At 62.8% G+C, this 18,437-nt stretch carries 21 protein-coding genes and 1 other annotated feature; all 21 genes read right to left on the bottom strand.

Annotated elements, in window-relative coordinates:
- Nucleotides 1–36: 36 nt before the first annotated feature.
- The 21 genes from ilvE to VQ071_RS11150 all read right to left on the bottom strand — a co-directional run bounded on the left by ilvE (nucleotide 37) and on the right by VQ071_RS11150 (nucleotide 18,434).
- Nucleotides 37–918, bottom strand: coding sequence for a branched-chain-amino-acid transaminase (gene ilvE, locus VQ071_RS11250; protein ID WP_340514096.1), 882 nt, complete (start codon nucleotides 916–918; stop codon nucleotides 37–39).
- 25 nt (nucleotides 919–943) lie between these two features.
- Complete coding sequence (gene pheA / locus VQ071_RS11245) at nucleotides 944–1,840, bottom strand: prephenate dehydratase (protein WP_340514095.1); 897 nt, start codon at nucleotides 1,838–1,840, stop codon at nucleotides 944–946.
- Nucleotides 1,837–2,844, bottom strand: a complete 1,008-nt coding sequence (thrB, locus tag VQ071_RS11240) for a homoserine kinase (RefSeq protein WP_340514094.1) — start codon at nucleotides 2,842–2,844, stop codon at nucleotides 1,837–1,839. Before thrB ends, pheA begins: the two co-directional genes overlap by 4 nt.
- A 45-nt stretch (nucleotides 2,845–2,889) precedes the next feature.
- Nucleotides 2,890–4,176: a homoserine dehydrogenase gene (locus VQ071_RS11235; protein WP_340514093.1), complete on the bottom strand. Its 1,287-nt coding sequence runs from the start codon at nucleotides 4,174–4,176 to the stop codon at nucleotides 2,890–2,892.
- Between the two features lie 30 nt (nucleotides 4,177–4,206).
- Nucleotides 4,207–4,644 carry an ACT domain-containing protein gene (locus tag VQ071_RS11230; RefSeq protein WP_340514092.1) on the bottom strand — a complete coding sequence of 146 codons (438 nt, stop codon included), beginning with the start codon at nucleotides 4,642–4,644 and terminating at the stop codon, nucleotides 4,207–4,209.
- 157 nt (nucleotides 4,645–4,801) lie between these two features.
- Nucleotides 4,802–6,145 (bottom strand): GTPase ObgE, encoded by a 1,344-nt coding sequence (gene obgE / locus VQ071_RS11225; protein WP_340514091.1) that lies wholly within the window; start codon nucleotides 6,143–6,145, stop codon nucleotides 4,802–4,804.
- Between the two features lie 49 nt (nucleotides 6,146–6,194).
- On the bottom strand, nucleotides 6,195–6,971 hold the full coding sequence (locus VQ071_RS11220) for a Spo0B domain-containing protein (RefSeq protein WP_340514090.1): 777 nt from the start codon (nucleotides 6,969–6,971) through the stop codon (nucleotides 6,195–6,197).
- 123 nt (nucleotides 6,972–7,094) lie between these two features.
- Nucleotides 7,095–7,403, bottom strand: a complete 309-nt coding sequence (gene rpmA, locus VQ071_RS11215) for a 50S ribosomal protein L27 (RefSeq protein ID WP_340514089.1) — start codon at nucleotides 7,401–7,403, stop codon at nucleotides 7,095–7,097.
- 15 nt (nucleotides 7,404–7,418) lie between these two features.
- Nucleotides 7,419–7,745 (bottom strand): ribosomal-processing cysteine protease Prp, encoded by a 327-nt coding sequence (locus tag VQ071_RS11210; RefSeq protein ID WP_340514088.1) that lies wholly within the window; start codon nucleotides 7,743–7,745, stop codon nucleotides 7,419–7,421.
- Nucleotides 7,746–7,757: 12 nt separating this feature from the next.
- The gene (gene rplU / locus VQ071_RS11205; RefSeq protein ID WP_340514087.1) at nucleotides 7,758–8,069 is read right to left on the bottom strand and encodes a 50S ribosomal protein L21; all 312 of its coding nucleotides are present in this window, start codon (nucleotides 8,067–8,069) and stop codon (nucleotides 7,758–7,760) included.
- 12 nt (nucleotides 8,070–8,081) lie between these two features.
- Nucleotides 8,082–8,166 (bottom strand) — a sequence feature (ribosomal protein L21 leader region).
- Between the two features lie 105 nt (nucleotides 8,167–8,271).
- Nucleotides 8,272–9,507, bottom strand: a complete 1,236-nt coding sequence (locus tag VQ071_RS11200; RefSeq protein WP_340514086.1) for an Rne/Rng family ribonuclease — start codon at nucleotides 9,505–9,507, stop codon at nucleotides 8,272–8,274.
- Between the two features lie 78 nt (nucleotides 9,508–9,585).
- The gene (locus tag VQ071_RS11195; RefSeq protein WP_340514085.1) at nucleotides 9,586–10,461 is read right to left on the bottom strand and encodes a M50 family metallopeptidase; all 876 of its coding nucleotides are present in this window, start codon (nucleotides 10,459–10,461) and stop codon (nucleotides 9,586–9,588) included.
- Complete coding sequence (locus VQ071_RS11190) at nucleotides 10,454–11,632, bottom strand: M23 family metallopeptidase (protein ID WP_340514084.1); 1,179 nt, start codon at nucleotides 11,630–11,632, stop codon at nucleotides 10,454–10,456. Before VQ071_RS11190 ends, VQ071_RS11195 begins: the two co-directional genes overlap by 8 nt.
- 138 nt (nucleotides 11,633–11,770) lie before the next feature.
- Entirely contained in the window at nucleotides 11,771–12,928 is a 1,158-nt protein-coding gene (locus VQ071_RS11185) for an FtsW/RodA/SpoVE family cell cycle protein (protein ID WP_340514083.1), read from the bottom strand.
- A gap of 6 nt (nucleotides 12,929–12,934) precedes the next feature.
- Nucleotides 12,935–13,729 carry a septum site-determining protein MinD gene (gene minD, locus VQ071_RS11180; RefSeq protein WP_340514082.1) on the bottom strand — a complete coding sequence of 265 codons (795 nt, stop codon included), beginning with the start codon at nucleotides 13,727–13,729 and terminating at the stop codon, nucleotides 12,935–12,937.
- 4 nt (nucleotides 13,730–13,733) lie between these two features.
- Complete coding sequence (gene minC / locus VQ071_RS11175; RefSeq protein ID WP_340514081.1) at nucleotides 13,734–14,396, bottom strand: septum site-determining protein MinC; 663 nt, start codon at nucleotides 14,394–14,396, stop codon at nucleotides 13,734–13,736.
- A gap of 99 nt (nucleotides 14,397–14,495) precedes the next feature.
- Nucleotides 14,496–15,032, bottom strand: a complete 537-nt coding sequence (mreD, locus tag VQ071_RS11170) for a rod shape-determining protein MreD (protein WP_340514080.1) — start codon at nucleotides 15,030–15,032, stop codon at nucleotides 14,496–14,498.
- Complete coding sequence (gene mreC, locus VQ071_RS11165) at nucleotides 15,029–15,853, bottom strand: rod shape-determining protein MreC (protein WP_340514079.1); 825 nt, start codon at nucleotides 15,851–15,853, stop codon at nucleotides 15,029–15,031. Before mreC ends, mreD begins: the two co-directional genes overlap by 4 nt.
- Nucleotides 15,854–15,940: 87 nt before the next feature.
- Entirely contained in the window at nucleotides 15,941–16,963 is a 1,023-nt protein-coding gene (locus VQ071_RS11160) for a rod shape-determining protein (RefSeq protein WP_340514078.1), read from the bottom strand.
- A gap of 39 nt (nucleotides 16,964–17,002) precedes the next feature.
- Nucleotides 17,003–17,692, bottom strand: coding sequence for a RadC family protein (radC, locus tag VQ071_RS11155; RefSeq protein ID WP_340514077.1), 690 nt, complete (start codon nucleotides 17,690–17,692; stop codon nucleotides 17,003–17,005).
- A 130-nt stretch (nucleotides 17,693–17,822) separates the two neighbouring features.
- Nucleotides 17,823–18,434 carry a Maf family protein gene (locus VQ071_RS11150; protein WP_340514076.1) on the bottom strand — a complete coding sequence of 204 codons (612 nt, stop codon included), beginning with the start codon at nucleotides 18,432–18,434 and terminating at the stop codon, nucleotides 17,823–17,825.
- Between the last annotated feature and the right edge of the window lie 3 nt (nucleotides 18,435–18,437).

Below are 18,437 nucleotides of genomic sequence, written 5' to 3'. Positions count from 1 at the left end.
AACGCTCAACTCCCGGGTGTACCGTCCATGTTGACGTTATTCAAACACCTTGACGCCTTCGGCCGTGACGATCTTGCGGAATTCGGCCAGCAGCTCGGTCGTCACCGGTCCTGCACGGCCTTCGCCGATGACGCGGCCGTCCACCTCGCGCACCGCGATGACTTCGGCAGCCGTCCCGGTGAAGAACACTTCGTCCGCCGTATACACATCATGCAGCGTGAACGGCTCCTCGCGCAGCGGCAGCCCCAGCTTGCCGCACAGCTCGATGATCGCGCCCCGCGTGATGCCTTCCAGCGCGCCGATATAACACGGCGGCGTGAAGACGACGCCTTTTTTGACGATAAAGATATTGTCGCTCGATCCCTCTGCCACATAGCCCTGCGAATTGAGCATGATCGCCTCGCCGACGCCGGCCAGATTGGCCTGGATCTTCACCAGGATGTTGTTCAGGTAGTTCAGCGACTTGATCTTCGGATTGAGCGCATCCGGCAGGTTGCGGCGCTGGCTGACCGACACGGAGCGCAGGCCGTCGCGGTACGCTTCCTCCGGGTAGATGGCGAGCTGCTCGACGATGATGACGACATACGCCTCCGGACAACGCAGCGGATCGAGACCCAGATTGCCGGGTCCGCGCGATACGACGAGCCGGATGTAACCGTCGCGCAGCCCGTTGCGGCGGATCGTCTCGCAGAGCGCGTCCTCCATCTGCGTAGGGCTCAGCGGGATGTTCAGCATGATCGACTTGGCCGAATCGTAGAGGCGGTCGAGATGCTCCTTGCACCGGAACACATTGCCGTCGTAGATGCGGATCCCCTCGAATATGCCGTCGCCGTACAAAAATCCGTGATCGTAGACCGAAATTTTCGCATCTTCTTTTTTAACATATTGCCCGTTCAAGTAAATCCATTGCTCAGACATGCCTGCGGACACCTCCGAAAATGATTTAGCCTTCGAATGGGAAGCTGGGATAAGAGCCGAGAATGCGCACCTGACAGCCGATCGCTTCGATCTCCGCGATCGCGGCAGGCAGCAGCACCGTATCGAGCGACATCTCGATATCGATCCAGAAGTAGTAGCTGCCGAGCTTCTTCTTCGTTGGGCGCGACTCGATGCGCGACAGGTTGATCCGGCGCCAGGAGAAGGCCGCGAGCACTTGATGCAGCGCGCCGGGATAATCCTCGGGCAGCGTGATCAGGATGCTCGTCTTGTGCTTGGGAGCCGTCTCGCATTCGTAGACGCGGTGTCCGACAAGCAGAAAACGGGTGTAGTTGTTGTCGTGATCGGTCACGCCCTCCTGCAGCAGGTCGAGGCCATAGTCCGCCGCCGCCGTGCGCGTGCCGATCGCGGCCCAGCCGCGGCCCGGATTGTCGTGCACGGTGCGGATCGCCTCCGCCGTGCTGGACAGCGTCTCCAGCTCCGCATGCGGGATATGCGCGCGGATGAACTCGTAGCATTGGGCCATCGCTACGGGATGGCTGAATATCTTGACGATCTTGGCGGGATCCCACGCGCGGCCTTCGTCCGCCGCTCCTCCCGCCTCGGCTCCCAGCTCCGCGCCGCGTCCGACCAGGTTCTGCACGGCGGGGAATACCCACTCCGCGCGGATCGGCAGCTCCACCTCGTGTACGAGCCAATCCGAGTGGAGGCTGACGGAGCCGTCGATCGTATTCTCGATCGGGATGACGCTCCAGTCGGTCAAGCCTTCGGCGGTCGACTTGAATACGTCCGCGATCATCCTGCGATAGTGCAGATCGACTTCGCGACCGCGGAAAAAGTAGCGCGCAGCCTCGTCCGAGAACGTCCCCTTGGAGAGCACTGCGACGCTCGGAAGCTGCCTCATACGCGTACCTCCGCGCCTGGTGCGCCGAGAATGAGATGCGGCGCAGCGCCGAAGTCGCTGTCGCCCGCCCGGAGCAGCCTGACGGCAGGTCCCGCCAAATCCGGCTCCAGCCAGCGCAGCTCGGCCTGGACGCCCGCCTCCTCCAGCGTCGCTCGCGCGAACGCCTCGATTGCTCGCGCGTCGCTCCCCTCCTCCGAGAGCAGGAGCAGCGTCGGCCCTGCACCGGACAGCACGGCGCCGAGCGCGCCATGCTCCGGCGCCTCGCGCAGCAGGCGCTCCATGCCGGGGATGAGCGGCGCCCGATAAGGCTGGTGCAGCTTGTCCCTGAGCGCGAAGCGCAGCGCGTCGAGCCGGCCCGTCGCGAGCGCGGCCGTCAGCAGCGAGCTGTGCGCCACGTTGAAGACGGCGTCGGCCCGCTCCACCTGCTGCGGGAGCACGGCGCGCGCGGACTTGGTCGCCAGCTCGAACGCCGGGATCGCCGCCAGTACGCGCAGCGCCTGCGGCGGCTCGAAGCGGACGAGCTCCGCCCGCTCGCCGTCCCACGCCGCGGCGACGATGCCGCCGTACAGCGATGCGCCGACGTTGTCGGGATGCCGCTCCAGCGCGGTCGCCATCTGCAGCAGCGCGTGCCTGTCGAGCGGACTGCCGATCAGCGCGTTGGCTGCGACGAGCGCGCCGACGATGGCGGAGGCGCTGCTCCCGAGTCCCCGCGCCAGCGGATTGTCGCTGCGAATGCCGATCGCAAGCTCGGGCAAGTCCACGCCGAACCTCGCGAACACCGACTGCGCGACCTCGTAGATCAGATTGCTCTTGTCCCGCGCGACGCCCTCGAGATGATCGCCGTACAGCGTCACGGTCGTCCGCTCGGCAGGCGCCAGATCGACCCAGGCATAGAGCGACAGCGCCATGCCGAGGCTGTCGAAGCCAGGCCCTAAGTTGGCCGTACTCGCCGGCACCCGGACGACGACGCGATCCGCCGTGGGACGTATTGCTTTATCTGTCATTTTACTTTCTACCCCTCTCGCGAATGCGCTGCATCTGCAGGCCGGTCAGCCCTCGACGCGGTAGACGCTCTTGATGGTCCGAACTGTCGGCAGCGCCTCGAACGCCTGCTGCACGGCCTTCATCGAAGCCTTGTCGGCCGCATGCGTGGAGATGATCAGCTGCGCACCCTCCGAGTCCGGAGCGGCAGGCTGCATCACCGACTCGATGCTGACGTCGTACTGCGAGAACACCTGGGCGATCTGCATCAGCACACCCGCCCGGTCTTCGACATGCAGCAGCATGAAGTACTTCGAAGCGATCTGCTCGTCGGTTTTGAGCTTCTTTTCCTTGTAAGACAGCGAGGCCTGACGGCCGTTGACGCCGAGCTTCATGTTCTTGACGACGGACACGAGATCGGCCACGATCGACGTCGCCGTCGGCATCTCGCCGGCTCCGGGGCCGTAGAACATCGTCTCGCCCACCGCTTCGCCGTGGACGTAGACGGCGTTGAATACGCCGTTCACCGAGGCGATCGGATGACTGCGGCGCACGAGCGTCGGCTGTACGCTGACGCTGATGAAGTCGTCCTGGCGCTCCGCGATGCCGAGCAGCTTGATCTCGCAGCCGAGCTGATGCGCATACCGGATGTCCTCCTGCGTGACGGCGCTGATGCCCCGCACGTCCACATCCTCGAGCGCGACGTTCGCGCGGAAGCCGAGCGTGGACAGAATCGTCATCTTGCGCGCGGCATCCAGGCCTTCGACGTCGGATGTGGGGTCGGCCTCGGCGTAGCCGAGCGCCTGCGCTTCCTTGAGCACGTCCTGATAGTCCGCGCCCTCCTGGCTCATCTTGGTCAGAATGTAGTTCGTCGTGCCGTTGACGATGCCCATGATCTTCGTGATCCGGTCGGAGGAGAAGCCCTCGATCAGCGTACGGATGATCGGGATGCCGCCGGCCACGCTCGCTTCATAGAAGACGTCGCAGCCCTTCTCCTTGGCTTTGGCCAGAATCTCCTGTCCGTGCAGCGCCATCAGGTCCTTGTTCGCGGTGACGATATGCTTGCCCCGCTCGAGCGCCTCGAGCAGCAGCTCCTTGGTCGTCCCGACGCCGCCCATCACCTCGACGATGATGTCGATCTCCTCGTCGCGCACGAGCTCCCACGGGTCCTCCGTCAGCTTCGCGGCATCGATGGCCACGCTTCTGGACTTCGAGGCGTCCTTGACCAGTATCTTCGCGATCTCGATCGGGGAGGCGACCTGGCTCTGCAGATCCTCCTGATGCCCCTCCACGATCCGGACGACCCCCGTGCCGACCGTGCCCAATCCCATTAATCCTACCTTAACCGGCTTCATATCAATTTCCTCCGCTTCATAGCTTCATATCTAGCTGCGGCCTACGACGGCCGCGCGACGCACGCCCGCCAGTCCCCTGAGACGATCGGTCAGCTCCCCGATCCCGCCGGTCATCTGCGCCGCGTCGAGCGTGACGACGACGTTGGCCAGTCCCTGCAGCGGGATCGACTGCGTAATCGTGAGCACGTTGCCCCCATCCTCGGCGAGCAGCCCGAGCATCTTCGAGAGTATGCCCGAACGGTGCTCGAGATCGATGGACAGCGTCGCGATCGATGCGCGTGCCGCCTGATCGAGCGGGTACACGCCGTCCTTGTACTTGTAAAAAGCGCTTCGGCTCAGACCCACGCGCTCCGCCGCCTCGCCGATCGTGGCTGCCTCGCCCCGGCGCAGCAGCGCCTTCGCCTGCTCGGCCTTGCGCATGCCCTCGGGCAGCAGATCCTCGCGGACCGCGTAAAATTGCTCCGCCATCCCCCGTCCTCCTAGGAAAGACGCATGTTTGTGTATAGTGGACATTATAGCCGATCCCTTCCCGCACAGCAATAGACGAATGAAAGATAAAAAGCCTTATCCTGCCGCCGGCTGGACGCCGACAGGCGATAAGGCTGTTGAATGCGCCGCAAAGCGCTTATTCGTCTTCGTACAAGTATTCCTGCTCGCCGCCCTCGAAAAACTCGAACTCGAAGTCGCCGATGCGAATGATGCTGCCGTTCTTCGCGCCGCGCTTGCGCAGGTCCGCATCGAGCCCGATCTTGCGCAGGATGCGGGCGAAGCGCATGACCGCCTCGTAGGAGCCGAACTGCGTCCGTCTGAGCAGGCGCTCGATCGACTCGCCCTCGACGACAAACGTCTCGTTGTCCCGCGAGATCGTATAATCATGCACTTCCTCGCGATGGTCGAGCTTGTAGACGACGCCTTCGGCCGCTTCGGCTTCGCGCGCTTCCTGCGCGGCCAGTTCGGCCGGATCCGGCGCCGCTTCGAGCACCTCGGCCGTCTTGTACAGCAGCTCGGGCACGCCCGCGCGTGTCAGCGACGAGATCGGATAGACGTCGATATCGGGCCGAACCTCGGCGAGCTTGGTCTTGAACGCCGCCAGATTGTCTTCGGACTCCGGCATGTCCATCTTGTTCGCCGCGACGATCTGCGGACGCTCGGTCAGTTTCAGGTTGTACAGCTTGAGCTCGTCGTTGATCTTGACCCAGTCCTCGTACGGATCGCGTCCCTCCATGCCGGACATGTCCACGACGTGCAAGATGACGCGCGTCCGCTCCACGTGGCGGAGGAACTCGTGGCCGAGGCCGACGCCGGCGTGCGCGCCTTCGATCAGGCCGGGCAGATCCGCCATGACGAAGCTGCGGTCGTCCCCGAGCTCGACGACGCCGAGGTTCGGCGTCAACGTCGTGAAGTGGTACGCGCCGATCTTCGGCCGCGCGCCCGATACGACCGACAGCAGCGTCGACTTGCCGACGCTCGGGAAGCCGACGAGGCCGACGTCGGCCATCACCTTCAGCTCCAGCGTCACCCAGCGCTCCTGGCCTTCCTCGCCGTTCTCGGCGATCGCCGGCGCGGTATTGACGGAGCTCTTGAAGCGCATATTGCCGCGCCCGCCGCGTCCGCCCTTCGCGATGACGACGGCCTGGCCGTGCTGCGTCAGGTCGGCGACCATCTCGCCGGTATCGTCATCAAAGACGACCGTGCCGGGCGGCACACGCACGATCATATCGTCCGCATTGGCGCCGTGCTGGGACTTGTTGCGCCCCTTTTCACCCCGCGTCGCCTTGAAGTGCTTCTGGTACCGGAAGTCCATCAGCGTCCGGAGTCCTTCGTCGACCTGGAAGATGACGTCGCCGCCGTCGCCGCCGTCGCCGCCGGCCGGTCCGCCCTCGGGCACATACAGCTCCCGCCGGAACGCGACGAGACCGTCGCCGCCGTCGCCGCCTTTGACATATATTTTGGCCTTGTCTACGAACATTGTTGTGATCACTCTCGTTTCCGCTTCGTTAAGCAGGCAATCTGTCAGTTCATGATTGGGAAGCAATGATGACCGTCAGCCGGCGTGCGCCGGCTTCGGGATCATCGGCTGCCGGCGCCTCTAGCTGCGCAGCTTCGTCCAGCGTACGGGACACATCCTCGCGCAGGCTGCTCCAGGCCGACCAGTCGCCGACGAACGCCGCGTCGATGCGGAGCCCATCCTCCGCATCTCCGAAGGTCACGCTCAGCTTGTTCTCCTCCGCCGTCGCGGCCGCAGCGCGCAGCCGGTAGGCGTTGACGATCCCGATGGCGATCCGCGCCACGCGCTCCGCTCCGACATCCGCGACGCAGGCGCCATGCAGGCCTTCGCTCACGCGCGCGTCAAGCCTCATCGTATCGCAGAACGTTCTGAACGACAGCAGATACGCCGACAGCTCAGGGCTGCCGAGACGGGATATTCGGCTGTCCCGTTCCATCTCTTCCTTTATTCTGTCCACGACGGCGATCGCTTTATCGATTTTTTGCATGCGCAGATAGCCATACAAAATCTGCAGCTCGTTCATCCAATCGTGACGGTGATGGCTCAGCGTGTCAACGAGATCCTGCCGGGACTTGACGGCATCCCGCCATGCCCGCTCTCTTGCCCGGTCCGTATCGCGCTTGCAGGCGCGGCGCTCCAGCATGCCGGCAATCAGCGCAGCGGCGACCGCCCATATGAGAAACAGGACGAGCGGCCACAGCGCATGCCGCCATACGAACACCGCGGCTCCGGGCACGAGCAGAGAGGCCGCCGCAGCTACATAGCCGTAGGTCTTTTGATTGAGCATGATTACTTTTCCCCGCTTTGAATACAGCCGACGCAGGCTGTCTTGTGGGTGAAGGAAACCATATACGGGTCCGCCTACACAAAAACCCCGGCCACTACGCGCGGCCGGGGTTCTGGATGTCGATTATTCAAGAGCAGCGGCGACGGGCGCCACCGGAACCGGATAGACGCTTACTTTCTTGCGATCGCGTCCCCAGCGCTCGAACTTCACGACGCCTTCGACAAGAGCGAACAGCGTGTCGTCCTTGCCGATGCCGACGTTGTTGCCCGGGTGAATCTTCGTGCCGCGTTGGCGAACGAGAATCGTGCCGCCCGTAACGGCTTGGCCGTCAGCGCGCTTCGCGCCCAGACGCTTCGATTGGCTGTCGCGTCCGTTCTTCGTGGAGCCTACGCCCTTCTTGGATGCGAAGAGCTGAAGATTGAGCTTCAACATGGTGTCAACCTCCTTTTATACCGATTTGTCCTTGATCTTGACATGCTTGGGGTATTCCTGCACGATCGTATCCAGCGCCACGATCATGCCCTCCAAAAGAAGCTGGGCCCGGTCGGACTCGACACCCTCCTGCGGCAGCGCCGCAGAGAGGAAGCCGGACTTCATGTCGGACACAGGCTCGATGCCGGTCATATGCTCGACCGCATTCACCGCGCCGACCGTGACGGCGGACACGCCGGCGCATATGATATCCTTACCCGGATCGTCATAGCGCGCATGCCCAGTCACCCGGAACGATACAATCCGCTGCCGCTCGTCGCGGCGGATGCTGATCGTAATCATCTGGCCGCCCTCTTAAGCCTGGATGCTCTCGATCGTCACCTTGGTGTAAGGTTGGCGATGGCCTTGCTTCTTGCGCTCGTTCTTCTTCGGTTTATAGTGGAAGACGATGATCTTCTCGCCCTTGACGTGCTTCTCTACCTTGCCCGTCACGGTAGCGCCGGACAGAAGCGGAGCTCCGGTAACGAAGCCCTTGTCGCTGGATACGGCCAGAACCTTGTCAAACGTCACGCTGTCGCCTTCGCCTGCGGAGAGCTTCTCCACGAAGATGACGTCGCCAGCTTGAACCTTGTATTGCTTGCCGCCAGTCTCGATAATCGCGTACATGTTGTGCACCTCCCTCAGTCTAAGACTCGCCTCATGGGGTGCCGGCCGCTCGCGCGTCCGGTCTTCGCAACCCTGTGGAGTGCGGTTGTAGCTTGCAATTGACAGGAGCCCATTGCACGCACTTGAACATTCTAACACAATGGCACGCCCGTGACAACCGCGGATTACAAGCTTGTCCGCCGCCCACCGGGACCGGAGAGCTTCAGCGAACGAAAATTTTGCCGGTCCCCTTGCAGGACGCGCAAGTCTCGTAAAAATAGCCCATCAAGTCCGCACGCGTTTTTTTCCGCGTTATCTCCAGCAGGCCGAGCCTTGTCCAGCCTACGACCTGGATCTTGGTGCGATCGTGCCGGATCGTCTCTTCGAGCCGCTCGACCACCCGCCTGCGATGGTCCTCGTCGGCCATATCGATAAAGTCGACGATGACGATGCCGCCGATATCCCGCAGACGCAGCAGCCTCGCGATCTCAGAGGCGGCCTCGAGGTTGGTCTGGAACACCGTCTCTTCGAGGTCGACCGCGCCGGTGTACTTGCCGGTATTGACGTCGATGACGGTCAGCGCCTCGGTCTGGTCGATGACGAGATAGCCGCCGCTCCTGAGCGTATAGCGAGGCTGGAACGCCCGGTCGATCTGGGCCGCGATGCCATAATGCTCGTACAAGGGCGCGGCATGCTCGTGCAGCCTGACGCGCTGCTCGAGCGCGGGCGCCGCCTGACGCAAATAGGCGCGCGCCTCGCGGCAGGCGCGCTCGTCATCCACCACCAGCGCCTCCAAATCGGGCCGGAATACGTCGCGCACCGTGCGCTGCACCAGCCCGAAGTCGCGGTGCAGCTCCGAAGGCGCCTCCGCAGTCGTACCGCGCTCCGATATATGGCGCCAGACGTTGCGCAGACCCTCGAGGTCGCGCGCGAGCGATTCGACCGACTCGCCCTCGGCGTTGGTCCGCAGGATCAGCCCTTCTCCCGGCTCCCGCAGCGACTCGGCCAGCCCTCTCAGCCTCGACCGCTCGCCTTCCTGCTCGATCTTCTTGGAGATGCCGACATAGTCCGCATGCGGCATGTAGACGAGACAGCGGCCGGGCAGCGAATAATGCGTCGTGATGCGCGCGCCCTTGCCGCCGAGCGGCTCCTTCATGACTTGTACGATACGTCTGTCTCCGGGCTTCAGCAGATCGGATATGGAAGGCTTGATCTTCGGCTGCCGGTCGAGATGAGGATGGAGCACGTCGTCCACATAAAGGAAGGCGTTTTTGGCGAGGCCGACGTCGACGAAGGCGGCTTGCATGCCGGGCAGCACATTGACGACTCGGCCCAGGTAGATGTTCCCGACCAGGGAGGTTCCTTCCGAGCGCTCGACGCTGAATTCGGTCAGCACGCCGTCTTCGAGGAGAGCGGACTGAGTCACGTTGCGCGTACAGTGGACGAAGAGCTGCTTCATTCCAACCTCCTGGGCGAACAGCAAGATCGTCGCTTGGCGCATTTCCGCAGGTTCGGACGATAGCCGTTTTCACCCATTCTACATGAAAAACCGAAAATCCGCATGTCCTTCCGTCAGGCTCCCCAAAAAGCCGTCGATAATCTGCCCCTCCGGTACGACGCGGGAGATCTTGCCTTGATCCATCATATAGATCAGATGATAGCGTTCCTTCATCAGCAGCCGCACGACATGGGACAGCTGGCGCTGTCTGGCGACGACGATCGGCTGGGCGAGCGCGCCCTCGTCGATCCGGATGCCGGAGCGTTCGGAACGGCGCACGAGAAAGCGGAGGAAGACGAACGGAAGGTTGCGCATATAGGTCCAGTTGGAGGCGACGAGAAAAAGGCCGATCGCCAGCAAATTCAGATGGATGAGCCCGCCGAAGAACAGCGGGCCGATCGCGCCAAGCGAGACGAGCACGCTGAAAACGAGGCTGATGCGCACGCTCCACAGCAAGGCTCTGTGGTAGGGGACTCGCATGCTGAGCCAGCATTGCAGCAGGCGCCCGCCGTCGAGCGGCAGCACCGGCAGCATGTTGAACAGGGCGATGAGGGCGCTCGCCCGAGCGAAGTCGTCGGCCCACAGCCGGTCGATCAGGGCGGTCTGACCGAGTCCCCAGGCGGCCAGCGACAGCAGCAGATTGTATGCGGGGCCGGCCAGCGCGACGAGCGCCTCTTCGCGGACCGGGACGGAGCCCGCTTCCTCCGTCTCGACGACGCCGCCGAACGGCAGCAGCTTCACCTCGCGAATCTTCCAGCCGAAGCGCAGCGCCGTCCGCAGATGCGCAAGCTCATGGAGCAGGACGATAAAAAACAGGGCGGTCATCTCCGCGAGACGGCCCGTCATGACGGAGAGCAGCATCAGCAGGACGAAAAGCGGATGGAACCGGAAGCCGATCCCCCCGATTTTAATCAAATGGAATCACTTCCTGCGGGTCCAGCGTCTGGCCTCCCAGACGAACCGCAAAGTAAAGCGTGCGGTCGCCCTCGCCGGGATCGGTCGCCTTGCCCAGCACACCCAGCCTGTCTCCCGCCTCTACCCAATCGTCCACCCGCACGGCTGCGGCGCTCACGCCGCCGTATACGGTCACGATACGCCCGGCATGCTGAACCAGAATCGTCGCGTCCCCGCGCGACGAGCTTGTGACCTGCATGATTTTGCCGCTGTGGACGGCGGTTACGGGGCTGCCGGCGGCGGCCCGGATCTTCACGCCGCTGCCGTTCTGCTTGAACGTCTCGACAACTTCGCCCTGGATGGGCGCGATCGTCTCCTGCCCGTCCCACTCCGCGGTAACCTCCTCCGCTGCGGTCTCCCCATGGCGGAACACGGGCAAAAACGAGGGCGAATCGTCAAAAATGCGCCCGTACCAAGCTTCAGCGGCCGAAAAGTCCATATCCTGCGTCACGGCCAGCGTCATCCAGCCCCGCGCCTCGTCGCTGCCGGGCAGATCGGCCCTCAGCCAGCCCCAGGCGAGCCCGTACAGCAGCAGCGCGACGGCCGCGCGCGCCAGCAGCCCGGCGCGCAGCCGCGCGAACATCCCGCGCTCACCGTACTCGGGCGGACGGCGCCCGGCACCCGGACCTGGACCCGGACCTACCGGGTCGCTGTACCAGGGCGCTGTCGGCGCGCTCCCGCCTCCCGCTGCGAAGCCGCCTCCGGCATCGGCCCCCCGCCGCGAGACGGAGAAGGCATCCTCGCCGGGCGCGTAGGCTGTGCCGAACTGTCGGGCCGGCTCCGCTCCGGGCGCGCCTGGACGATTCGGTCGGCCGGCTCCGCCGTGCGCAGGCAGCTCTGCCAGCGTGATCCCGCCGGCTCCCGGCATGCCGGACATGCCCTGCGAACCTTTGACGTACGGAGATGAGCTGTCTTCGGCCCGCTTCTTCGTCTTGACGATCGGGCTCCAGCTCGCGCTCGCGCGCAGCTGGCGCTGCCGCTCCTTCCACCACAGCTCGGGGTCGGCCGCCAGCTCCTCCGGCGAATACGGCCTGTACGCATACGGCGCGGCCGGCGCAGGACCGCCTTCGAAGCCTGCGCCCCTCGTCCCGCCGGCCCCCTCCGCCTTCGTCTTCACCGGTCTGTTCGCCATGCCGAGCCCTCCTTGTCCTCTTCTTCTATCACCATATGGCGGGCGGACAAGGAATAGACCACGGACAGACGAACAGCCGTACCCCTGGCGCCGGCGAGGCGTGAGGGTACGGCTGTTGCGATGAATGTCGACTGTCGGCTAAGTGTCGTCCAGCGTGTACTTCTCCTGATGCGCCCTTATGCTGAACACCAGTCCGATGGAGATCATATTGAGCAAGAGCGAAGTGCCGCCATAGCTGACGAACGGCAGCGTGATGCCCGTGAGCGGCATCAGTCCGATCATCATGCCGATATTCTGGAAGATCTGGAATACGAGCATGGAGGCGATACCGATGATAATGAACGAGCCGCGAATGTCGATGCACTGGTAGGCGATAATAATCATCCGGTAAATGAATATAAAATACAGCAGCAGCAGAATCGCCGCGCCCTGAAAACCGAATTCCTCCCCGACGACCACGAAAATCGAATCCGAGTACGTATAGGGAATGAACTTGCGGTTTTTGGACTCGCCCTGCATGTAGCCGTCGCCTGCAAGCCCGCCGGAGCCGATCGCGATCTTGGCGTATTCGGTCTGGCGTCGGGCGTCATCCGATGCCTGCTCCGGATGAATGTAGGTGTTGATGCGTTCGTACCAGTGTGTCTTGTGATGGTCTACCAGATACGTCTTGATCTCTTCGTTGTAAGTATTGAACAGCGAGGCGAACAACACCAGGCCGCCCACGACTGCGGCGAGACCGATCAACACGTACGTATACCGCACATTGCCGATCCACAGCATTCCGAGCACGATAAAAACGTAGATCGTCGCATTCCCGAGGTCCGGCTGGATCATGACGAGCACAAACGGCACGAACGAAACCGCCGCGACCAGCAGCACATCCTTGCGCATGGACAACGGATCGCCTTGTCTGCGGCCCATCAGCCAGGCGACAGCCAGGATGAGGAAGATCTTCACGATCTCCGCAGGCTGGAACAGCATGCCACTCGTGCCGGGAATCTCGAACCAGCTCCTGGCTCCGTTGATCGGCGGCGCCAGGAAATAAACCGCAACGAGCAGCGCAAGACCGATTCCGTACCATACATACCAGGTTTTCAGCAGCAGCCGGTAATCGAACAGCGTGGCGAGTACGATCAGCACGAACCCCGCTCCGTAAAACACGATCTGCTGCATGTCCTTGCCCGAGTACCCGCCTTCGACATTTGTCGCGCTGCGCACCAGCAGCGCGCTGACCGCCATGAAGCCGAAAAGGCAGAGCAGCATAATTAAATCGATTTTTTTAAGTCGGTTAAGCAATTCAGATCAACCCATTCCGAGAAACTTGCGCATGCGCTTGAATACGCCCGCCTTCTCGTCCAGATGCATCAGCGGCACCGTCTCGCCGAGAATGCGGCGCGCGACGTTGCGGTAGGCCATCGCGGCCCGCGAGTTCGGATTCATGACCGTCGGCTCGCCCTGGTTCGCAGCCTTGATCACGTCCTCGTCGTCCGGCACGATCCCGATCAGGTCGATGGCCAGCACCTGGATAATATCATCGACCTCCAGCATGTCCCCGCTCTTCAGCAGGTTCGGGCGGATCCGGTTGATGACAAGCCTGGGCTGCGAGATGCTCGTCTTCTCCAGCAGTCCGATGACGCGGTCGGCGTCGCGGACGGCCGCATTCTCCGGCGTGGTCACCACGATGGCGTGATCGGCGCCGGCGATCGCATTGCGAAAGCCCTGCTCGATGCCGGCCGGACAATCGATGATTACATAATCGAAATCGGGCTTCAGCTCTTCGACGATCTTGCGCACCTGGTCCGGCGAGATGTCGTTCTTGTCCTTCGTCTGAGCGGCCGGCAGCATGTACAGCTCGTCGAACCGCTTGTCCTTGACGAGCGCTTGGTTCAGGCGGCAGCGGCCTTCGGCAACGTCGATCAGATCGTAGATGATCCGATTCTCGAGTCCCATGACGACGTCGAGATTGCGCAGTCCGATATCCGTATCGATCATGCATACCTTCTTGCCCATGAGCGCCAGGGCCGTGCCGACATTCGCGGATGTCGTCGTCTTGCCGACGCCGCCTTTGCCCGAAGTTACGACTATCGCCTCACCCATCGTTCTACACTCCTTTGGCCTGCAAGGCACGATTGCGATTGTGATGCAGATGAGCCATCTTGTCGATCTGCATATTGCCGTCTTGCAAATAAGCGTACTCCATCCAGGGTTCGCTGCTGGCCCATTCGTCGGGCGGCCTGCTGATGACCTCCGCGATGCGCAGCTGCGTCGGCTTCATGAGCGAAGCGGTAATGATGGCTTCGGTATGACCGGCGCAGCCGGCGTGGGCGACGCCCCGCAGCGCTCCCATAATATAAATATCTCCCGTACTCCGCACGGTGCCGCCGGGATTGACGTCGCCGAGCAGAAGCAGATGGCCCTCGTGCTCGAGCGTCTGGCCCGAACGGACCATGCCCGTAACCGTCTGCACCTTGTAGGCGCTGTAGTCGGCGGGACCGACCGGCACGGGATCGCTCTCGATCGACTGCACGACGAAGTTGCCCTGCTTGCGGATGATGCTGCGGATGCGTTCCTTGTCTTCCTCAGTGAGCTGCCTGGAGCCCAGCTTGATCTGTATGTGTACGATCGGGCCGGCGAGCTGCTGCTCGTGCCTCGCGAGCTTGGCTTCGAGCTCGTCCAGCAGCTCGTCCAGCTCGCAGGCATCGTCCAGCAAAAATACGAGCCCGTCCTTGATTCCCTTGATCGTCACTAGCGATTTGACATTCACGCCTCTCGTCCCTCCTACTGCTAACCAATTCGGCCGCGCCGGACCGAATTCCTGCCTGACGCGCAAGATGCGGACGCGATGCGTGCTGCCGTGCCGAGATCAGGCGCCTTCGGCCTCCTCGGCGGCCGAAGCGATATGCTTGACCAGGAACCGCCTCGCGGGCAAATACAGCGCCAGCGCGACCAGCATGTGCAGCAGCAGCGTAGGCAGCACCTGCCAGTAGAAAACAAAGGCGGCCCCGAGATGCGTCAATGAGAACAGCTTATAAACAAAATACGCCAGCATGTCCAGCAGGCCGCTGCCGATGCCCGTCAAGAGCAGCACGTATGCCAGCGTGTTCAGCCTGCGCTCGAAGGCAAGGCCGATCAGATAGCCGAGCAGCGCCATGCCGAAGGCGTAAGCACCGATCATATGCCCATAGAAAAGAAGGTCCTCCAGCAGACCGAAGCCGAGCCCGAACGAAAAAGCGCGGTGTCTGCCGCCCAGCAGCGCGACAAAAATCGTCATGATGAAGGGCAGATGAAGCAGCAGCCGGCCGCCCCAGGCCGTCGGAATCAGCCAGGGCACGACCGAGGTCTGGATCAACAGCAGGATCAGCGCGGCCACGACGGCCCGGTTCATTCTCAGCTTCGTCATGGCTTGTCCGGATCCGGCGTCATGACGACGAAGACTTCGTACAGATGATCGAACTTGGCCGCCGGGGCGATCGTCGCCGTGTGAGTGAGGCCGAAGTCGCCGACCTGGTTGCTCAGCACGGTGCCGATCACGAGTCCTTTGGGCAGCAGATTGCCTTGTCCGGAGGTGACGACGATGTCTCCTTCGGCCACGTTGGCATTCTCGTCGATCTTGCTCATCCGCATGACGCCGTTTTCCTTGTCGTAGTCGACGATGCCGAATACTTGCTGCTCCTTGCCCGATACGGTCGCGGATATCAGAATCGTATCCGAGGACGTGGAGTCCAGCTCGGTGATCGGCATCACGGTAGACGTGAACTCGGATACTTGGCTGACGAGGCCGACGAGGCCGTCTATCGTGACGACGGCCATGCGCGGCTTGACGCCGTCGCGCGAGCCTCTGTCGATCTTGATCGTCTTGTCGTACGGATTGGAGCCGCTTGCGATGACCTGCGCGATCGCATACTTGTAACTGTATAATTGCTTTTGCCGATCGGTGAACCCTAGCTCTTCCTTGTAGCGCCGGTTGTCGTTCTCGATGTCATTGTAACGAATCTGGTCCTGCGTATAGCGGGCGACCGTGCGGCGCAGCTCTTCGTTCTCCTTGTAGACGTCGGAAAGCCGGCCGAGGTCGCGGAAAAAGCCCGCGACCGCCCCGACCGGCCGATACAATGCGCCCTGCGCAGTCCCGAACGCGTCGTTCACGAAGCGTTCGGGCCAGGTCAAGCCGCTGCGGCGCAAGGTAAAGCCCATGATCGCGATAAAAAGGATCAAGCCGATCATGAGGATAAATAAACGTTTGGTCCCGAATAATTTAAAAATAACGATCACCTGCTTCTGGCATGCCGCCGCCTGGCGGAATCCGGCCTATCAACGGCCGCGAGAACCCTTGGTCTTGAACAGATGAATATTCTCGAGCGCTCTGCCCGTACCGATGGCGACGCAATCGAGCGGATTCTCCGCGACAATGACCGGCATGCCGGTCTCTCTGGCCAGCAGCTTGTCCAGATTGCGGAGCAGGCCGCCGCCGCCGGTCAGTACGATGCCGCGGTCCATGATGTCCGCCGACAGCTCGGGCGGGCACTTCTCGAGCGTGACCTTGACGGCGTCCACGATCGCGTTCACCGTGTCGGCGAGCGCTTCGGTGATCTCGTCCGACGTGATGGCGAGGGTCTTCGGGAGGCCCGACACCAGATCGCGGCCGCGGATCTCGATCGACTCCATCTTGTCGAGCGGCAGCGCCGAGCCGATCTCCATCTTGAGCTGCTCGCTCGTGCGCTCGCCGATCATCAGGTTGTACAGCCGCTTGATGTACTGCATGATCGCTTCGTCCATCTCGTCGCCCGCCACGCGGATCGAACGGCTCGTGACGATGCCGCCGAGCGAGATGACCGCGACCTCGGTCGTACCGCCGCCGATATCGACGACCATGCTGCCGGTCGGCTCCCAGACGGGCAGATCGGCGCCGATCGCCGCCGCGAACGGCTCTTCAATCGTGACGGCATCGCGTGCGCCGGCTTGCTTGGCGGCGTCTTCAACCGCGCGCTTCTCGACGGCGGTGATGCCGGAAGGCACGCATACCATCACATTGGGATGGCGGGGCGGAAAAGAGCGCTGCTTCTGGGCGCGGTTCAAAAAGTACTTGATCATCGTGGCAGTCGTGTCGAAGTCGGCGATGACGCCGTCCTTCATCGGCCTGATGGCGCGAATGTTGCCGGGGGTGCGCCCGATCATTTTTTTGGCGGCTTCGCCGACAGCTTCGATCTTTTTTGTATCGGTACGCAGGGCGACCACGGAAGGTTCCCTGACAACGATGCCTTTGCCTTTGACGTATACGAGTGTGTTAGCTGTACCCAGGTCGATACCCAGGTCCCGAGTGAATCCACCGAACATGCTTTGTAACCTCCTGTTGGGACAATCCTGTTTATTATATTACAAGGAGCCCAGTTCCTTCAAACTTACAAAGCGATTGTCACCGATTACCAAATGATCCAGCAGTTCAATGCCGATCAACTTGCCCGCTTCGGCCAGCCGTCCGGTGAGCGCGATATCCTCGCCGCTGGGCGTCGGATCGCCGCTCGGATGGTTGTGCGCGCAGATGATGGAGGCGCTGCTGCGGCGGATGGCGGCCCGGTATACTTCCCGCGGATGGACGATCGCCGCGCTGAGCGTGCCGACCGATAGCGTCTCCATGGCGATGACCTGGTTTTTGGTATCGAGAAAAAGGCAGACGAAGCGCTCCTCCCGCAGATGGCGCATCTCCTCCATCAGCAGCTCGGAAGCGTCCTGCGGACGGCTGATCCTCGGCATCTCCGGCAGTCGCGCGCGCGCCATCCGTCTGCCGAGCTCGATCGCCGCCTGCAGCTCGAGCGCCTTGACGCTGCCGATGCCCTTGATATGCGTCAGCTCGTCCCACGAGCGCTCGGCCAGCCGGCGCAGCCCGCCGCATTCGTTCAGAATCCGCTGCGCGAGATAGACTGCGGATTCGTTTTTTGTCCCCGTCCGCAGCAGGATGGCGAGCAGCTCGGCATGGCTGAGCGCGGCTGAGCCCCGGCTCTGCATCCGCTCGCGCGGTCTTTCGTTCTCCGGCATCTCCCGAAGCATATAGGCACGTTGTTCCATGTGGCCATTCCCTCTTCCCTACGCCCGCATCGGCTGCGGATATCGGCTTAAGGTCGTCCGGATGGACGCTACCCCGCAGCCTGGTCGCGGCTTGCGTGCGTCGGTCCGTGCGATCGATAGGGAAGCGCGGTCAGGGCAGCTCCAGGCCGAACGCCGCGAGCTGCTCCGCCAGCAGAGATACCGGCAGCCCGACGACGGTGAAGAAGTCTCCTTCGATGCGGTCTATGAGCGCCGCGCCGATCTCCTGGATGCCGTACGCGCCGGCCTTGTCCATAGGCTCCCCGCTGTCGACGTAACGGGCGATCTGGCCGTCCGTCAGCTGCCGCATGAACACGCGCGTCGAACGATGCGAGACGACGGCGCGTCCTGTCGCGGCCTCGATGCAGCATACGCCGGTATACACCTCGTGCCCGCGTCCCGACAGACGGCCGAGCATGGCCGCCGCATCCTGCTCGTCCCTCGGCTTGCCGAGCACGTCGCCGTCCAGCACGACGATCGTATCGCTGCCGACGACGATCGCGCCGCCGATTCCGGCTGCGCGGTCCAGCACGGCCGACGCCTTGCGGCGAGCCAGCTCCTCCACGATGCGCACCGGGTCCCAGTCGGCCGGCGTATCCTCGTCGACATGGCTGGGCATGATCTCGACCGGCAGTCCCAGCAGCCCGATCAGCTGCTGCCTGCGGGGCGAAGTCGAAGCAAGTACGAGCGTGGTCTTGCGGTCTTGCTTGGCGTTGTGCGGCATAGA

Source organism: Cohnella sp. 56 (genome assembly GCF_037963805.1).
Taxonomy (GTDB): domain Bacteria; phylum Bacillota; class Bacilli; order Paenibacillales; family Paenibacillaceae; genus Cohnella.
Note: the sequence above shows the minus strand (reverse complement) of the source record. Positions and strands in the feature narration are given on the sequence as shown.

Coding starts and splice junctions, on each gene's coding strand:
- ilvE (WP_340514096.1), bottom strand. CDS start 918: ATGTCTGAGCAATGGATTTACTTGAACGGGCAATATGTTAAAAAAGAA.
- pheA (WP_340514095.1), bottom strand. CDS start 1,840: ATGAGGCAGCTTCCGAGCGTCGCAGTGCTCTCCAAGGGGACGTTCTCG.
- thrB (WP_340514094.1), bottom strand. CDS start 2,844: ATGACAGATAAAGCAATACGTCCCACGGCGGATCGCGTCGTCGTCCGG.
- VQ071_RS11235 (WP_340514093.1), bottom strand. CDS start 4,176: ATGAAGCCGGTTAAGGTAGGATTAATGGGATTGGGCACGGTCGGCACG.
- VQ071_RS11230 (WP_340514092.1), bottom strand. CDS start 4,644: ATGGCGGAGCAATTTTACGCGGTCCGCGAGGATCTGCTGCCCGAGGGC.
- obgE (WP_340514091.1), bottom strand. CDS start 6,145: ATGTTCGTAGACAAGGCCAAAATATATGTCAAAGGCGGCGACGGCGGC.
- VQ071_RS11220 (WP_340514090.1), bottom strand. CDS start 6,971: ATGCTCAATCAAAAGACCTACGGCTATGTAGCTGCGGCGGCCTCTCTG.
- rpmA (WP_340514089.1), bottom strand. CDS start 7,403: ATGTTGAAGCTCAATCTTCAGCTCTTCGCATCCAAGAAGGGCGTAGGC.
- VQ071_RS11210 (WP_340514088.1), bottom strand. CDS start 7,745: ATGATTACGATCAGCATCCGCCGCGACGAGCGGCAGCGGATTGTATCG.
- rplU (WP_340514087.1), bottom strand. CDS start 8,069: ATGTACGCGATTATCGAGACTGGCGGCAAGCAATACAAGGTTCAAGCT.
- VQ071_RS11200 (WP_340514086.1), bottom strand. CDS start 9,507: ATGAAGCAGCTCTTCGTCCACTGTACGCGCAACGTGACTCAGTCCGCT.
- VQ071_RS11190 (WP_340514084.1), bottom strand. CDS start 11,632: ATGGCGAACAGACCGGTGAAGACGAAGGCGGAGGGGGCCGGCGGGACG.
- minD (WP_340514082.1), bottom strand. CDS start 13,729: ATGGGTGAGGCGATAGTCGTAACTTCGGGCAAAGGCGGCGTCGGCAAG.
- mreD (WP_340514080.1), bottom strand. CDS start 15,032: ATGACGAAGCTGAGAATGAACCGGGCCGTCGTGGCCGCGCTGATCCTG.
- mreC (WP_340514079.1), bottom strand. CDS start 15,853: ATGATCGGCTTGATCCTTTTTATCGCGATCATGGGCTTTACCTTGCGC.
- VQ071_RS11160 (WP_340514078.1), bottom strand. CDS start 16,963: ATGTTCGGTGGATTCACTCGGGACCTGGGTATCGACCTGGGTACAGCT.
- radC (WP_340514077.1), bottom strand. CDS start 17,692: ATGGAACAACGTGCCTATATGCTTCGGGAGATGCCGGAGAACGAAAGA.
- VQ071_RS11150 (WP_340514076.1), bottom strand. CDS start 18,434: ATGCCGCACAACGCCAAGCAAGACCGCAAGACCACGCTCGTACTTGCT.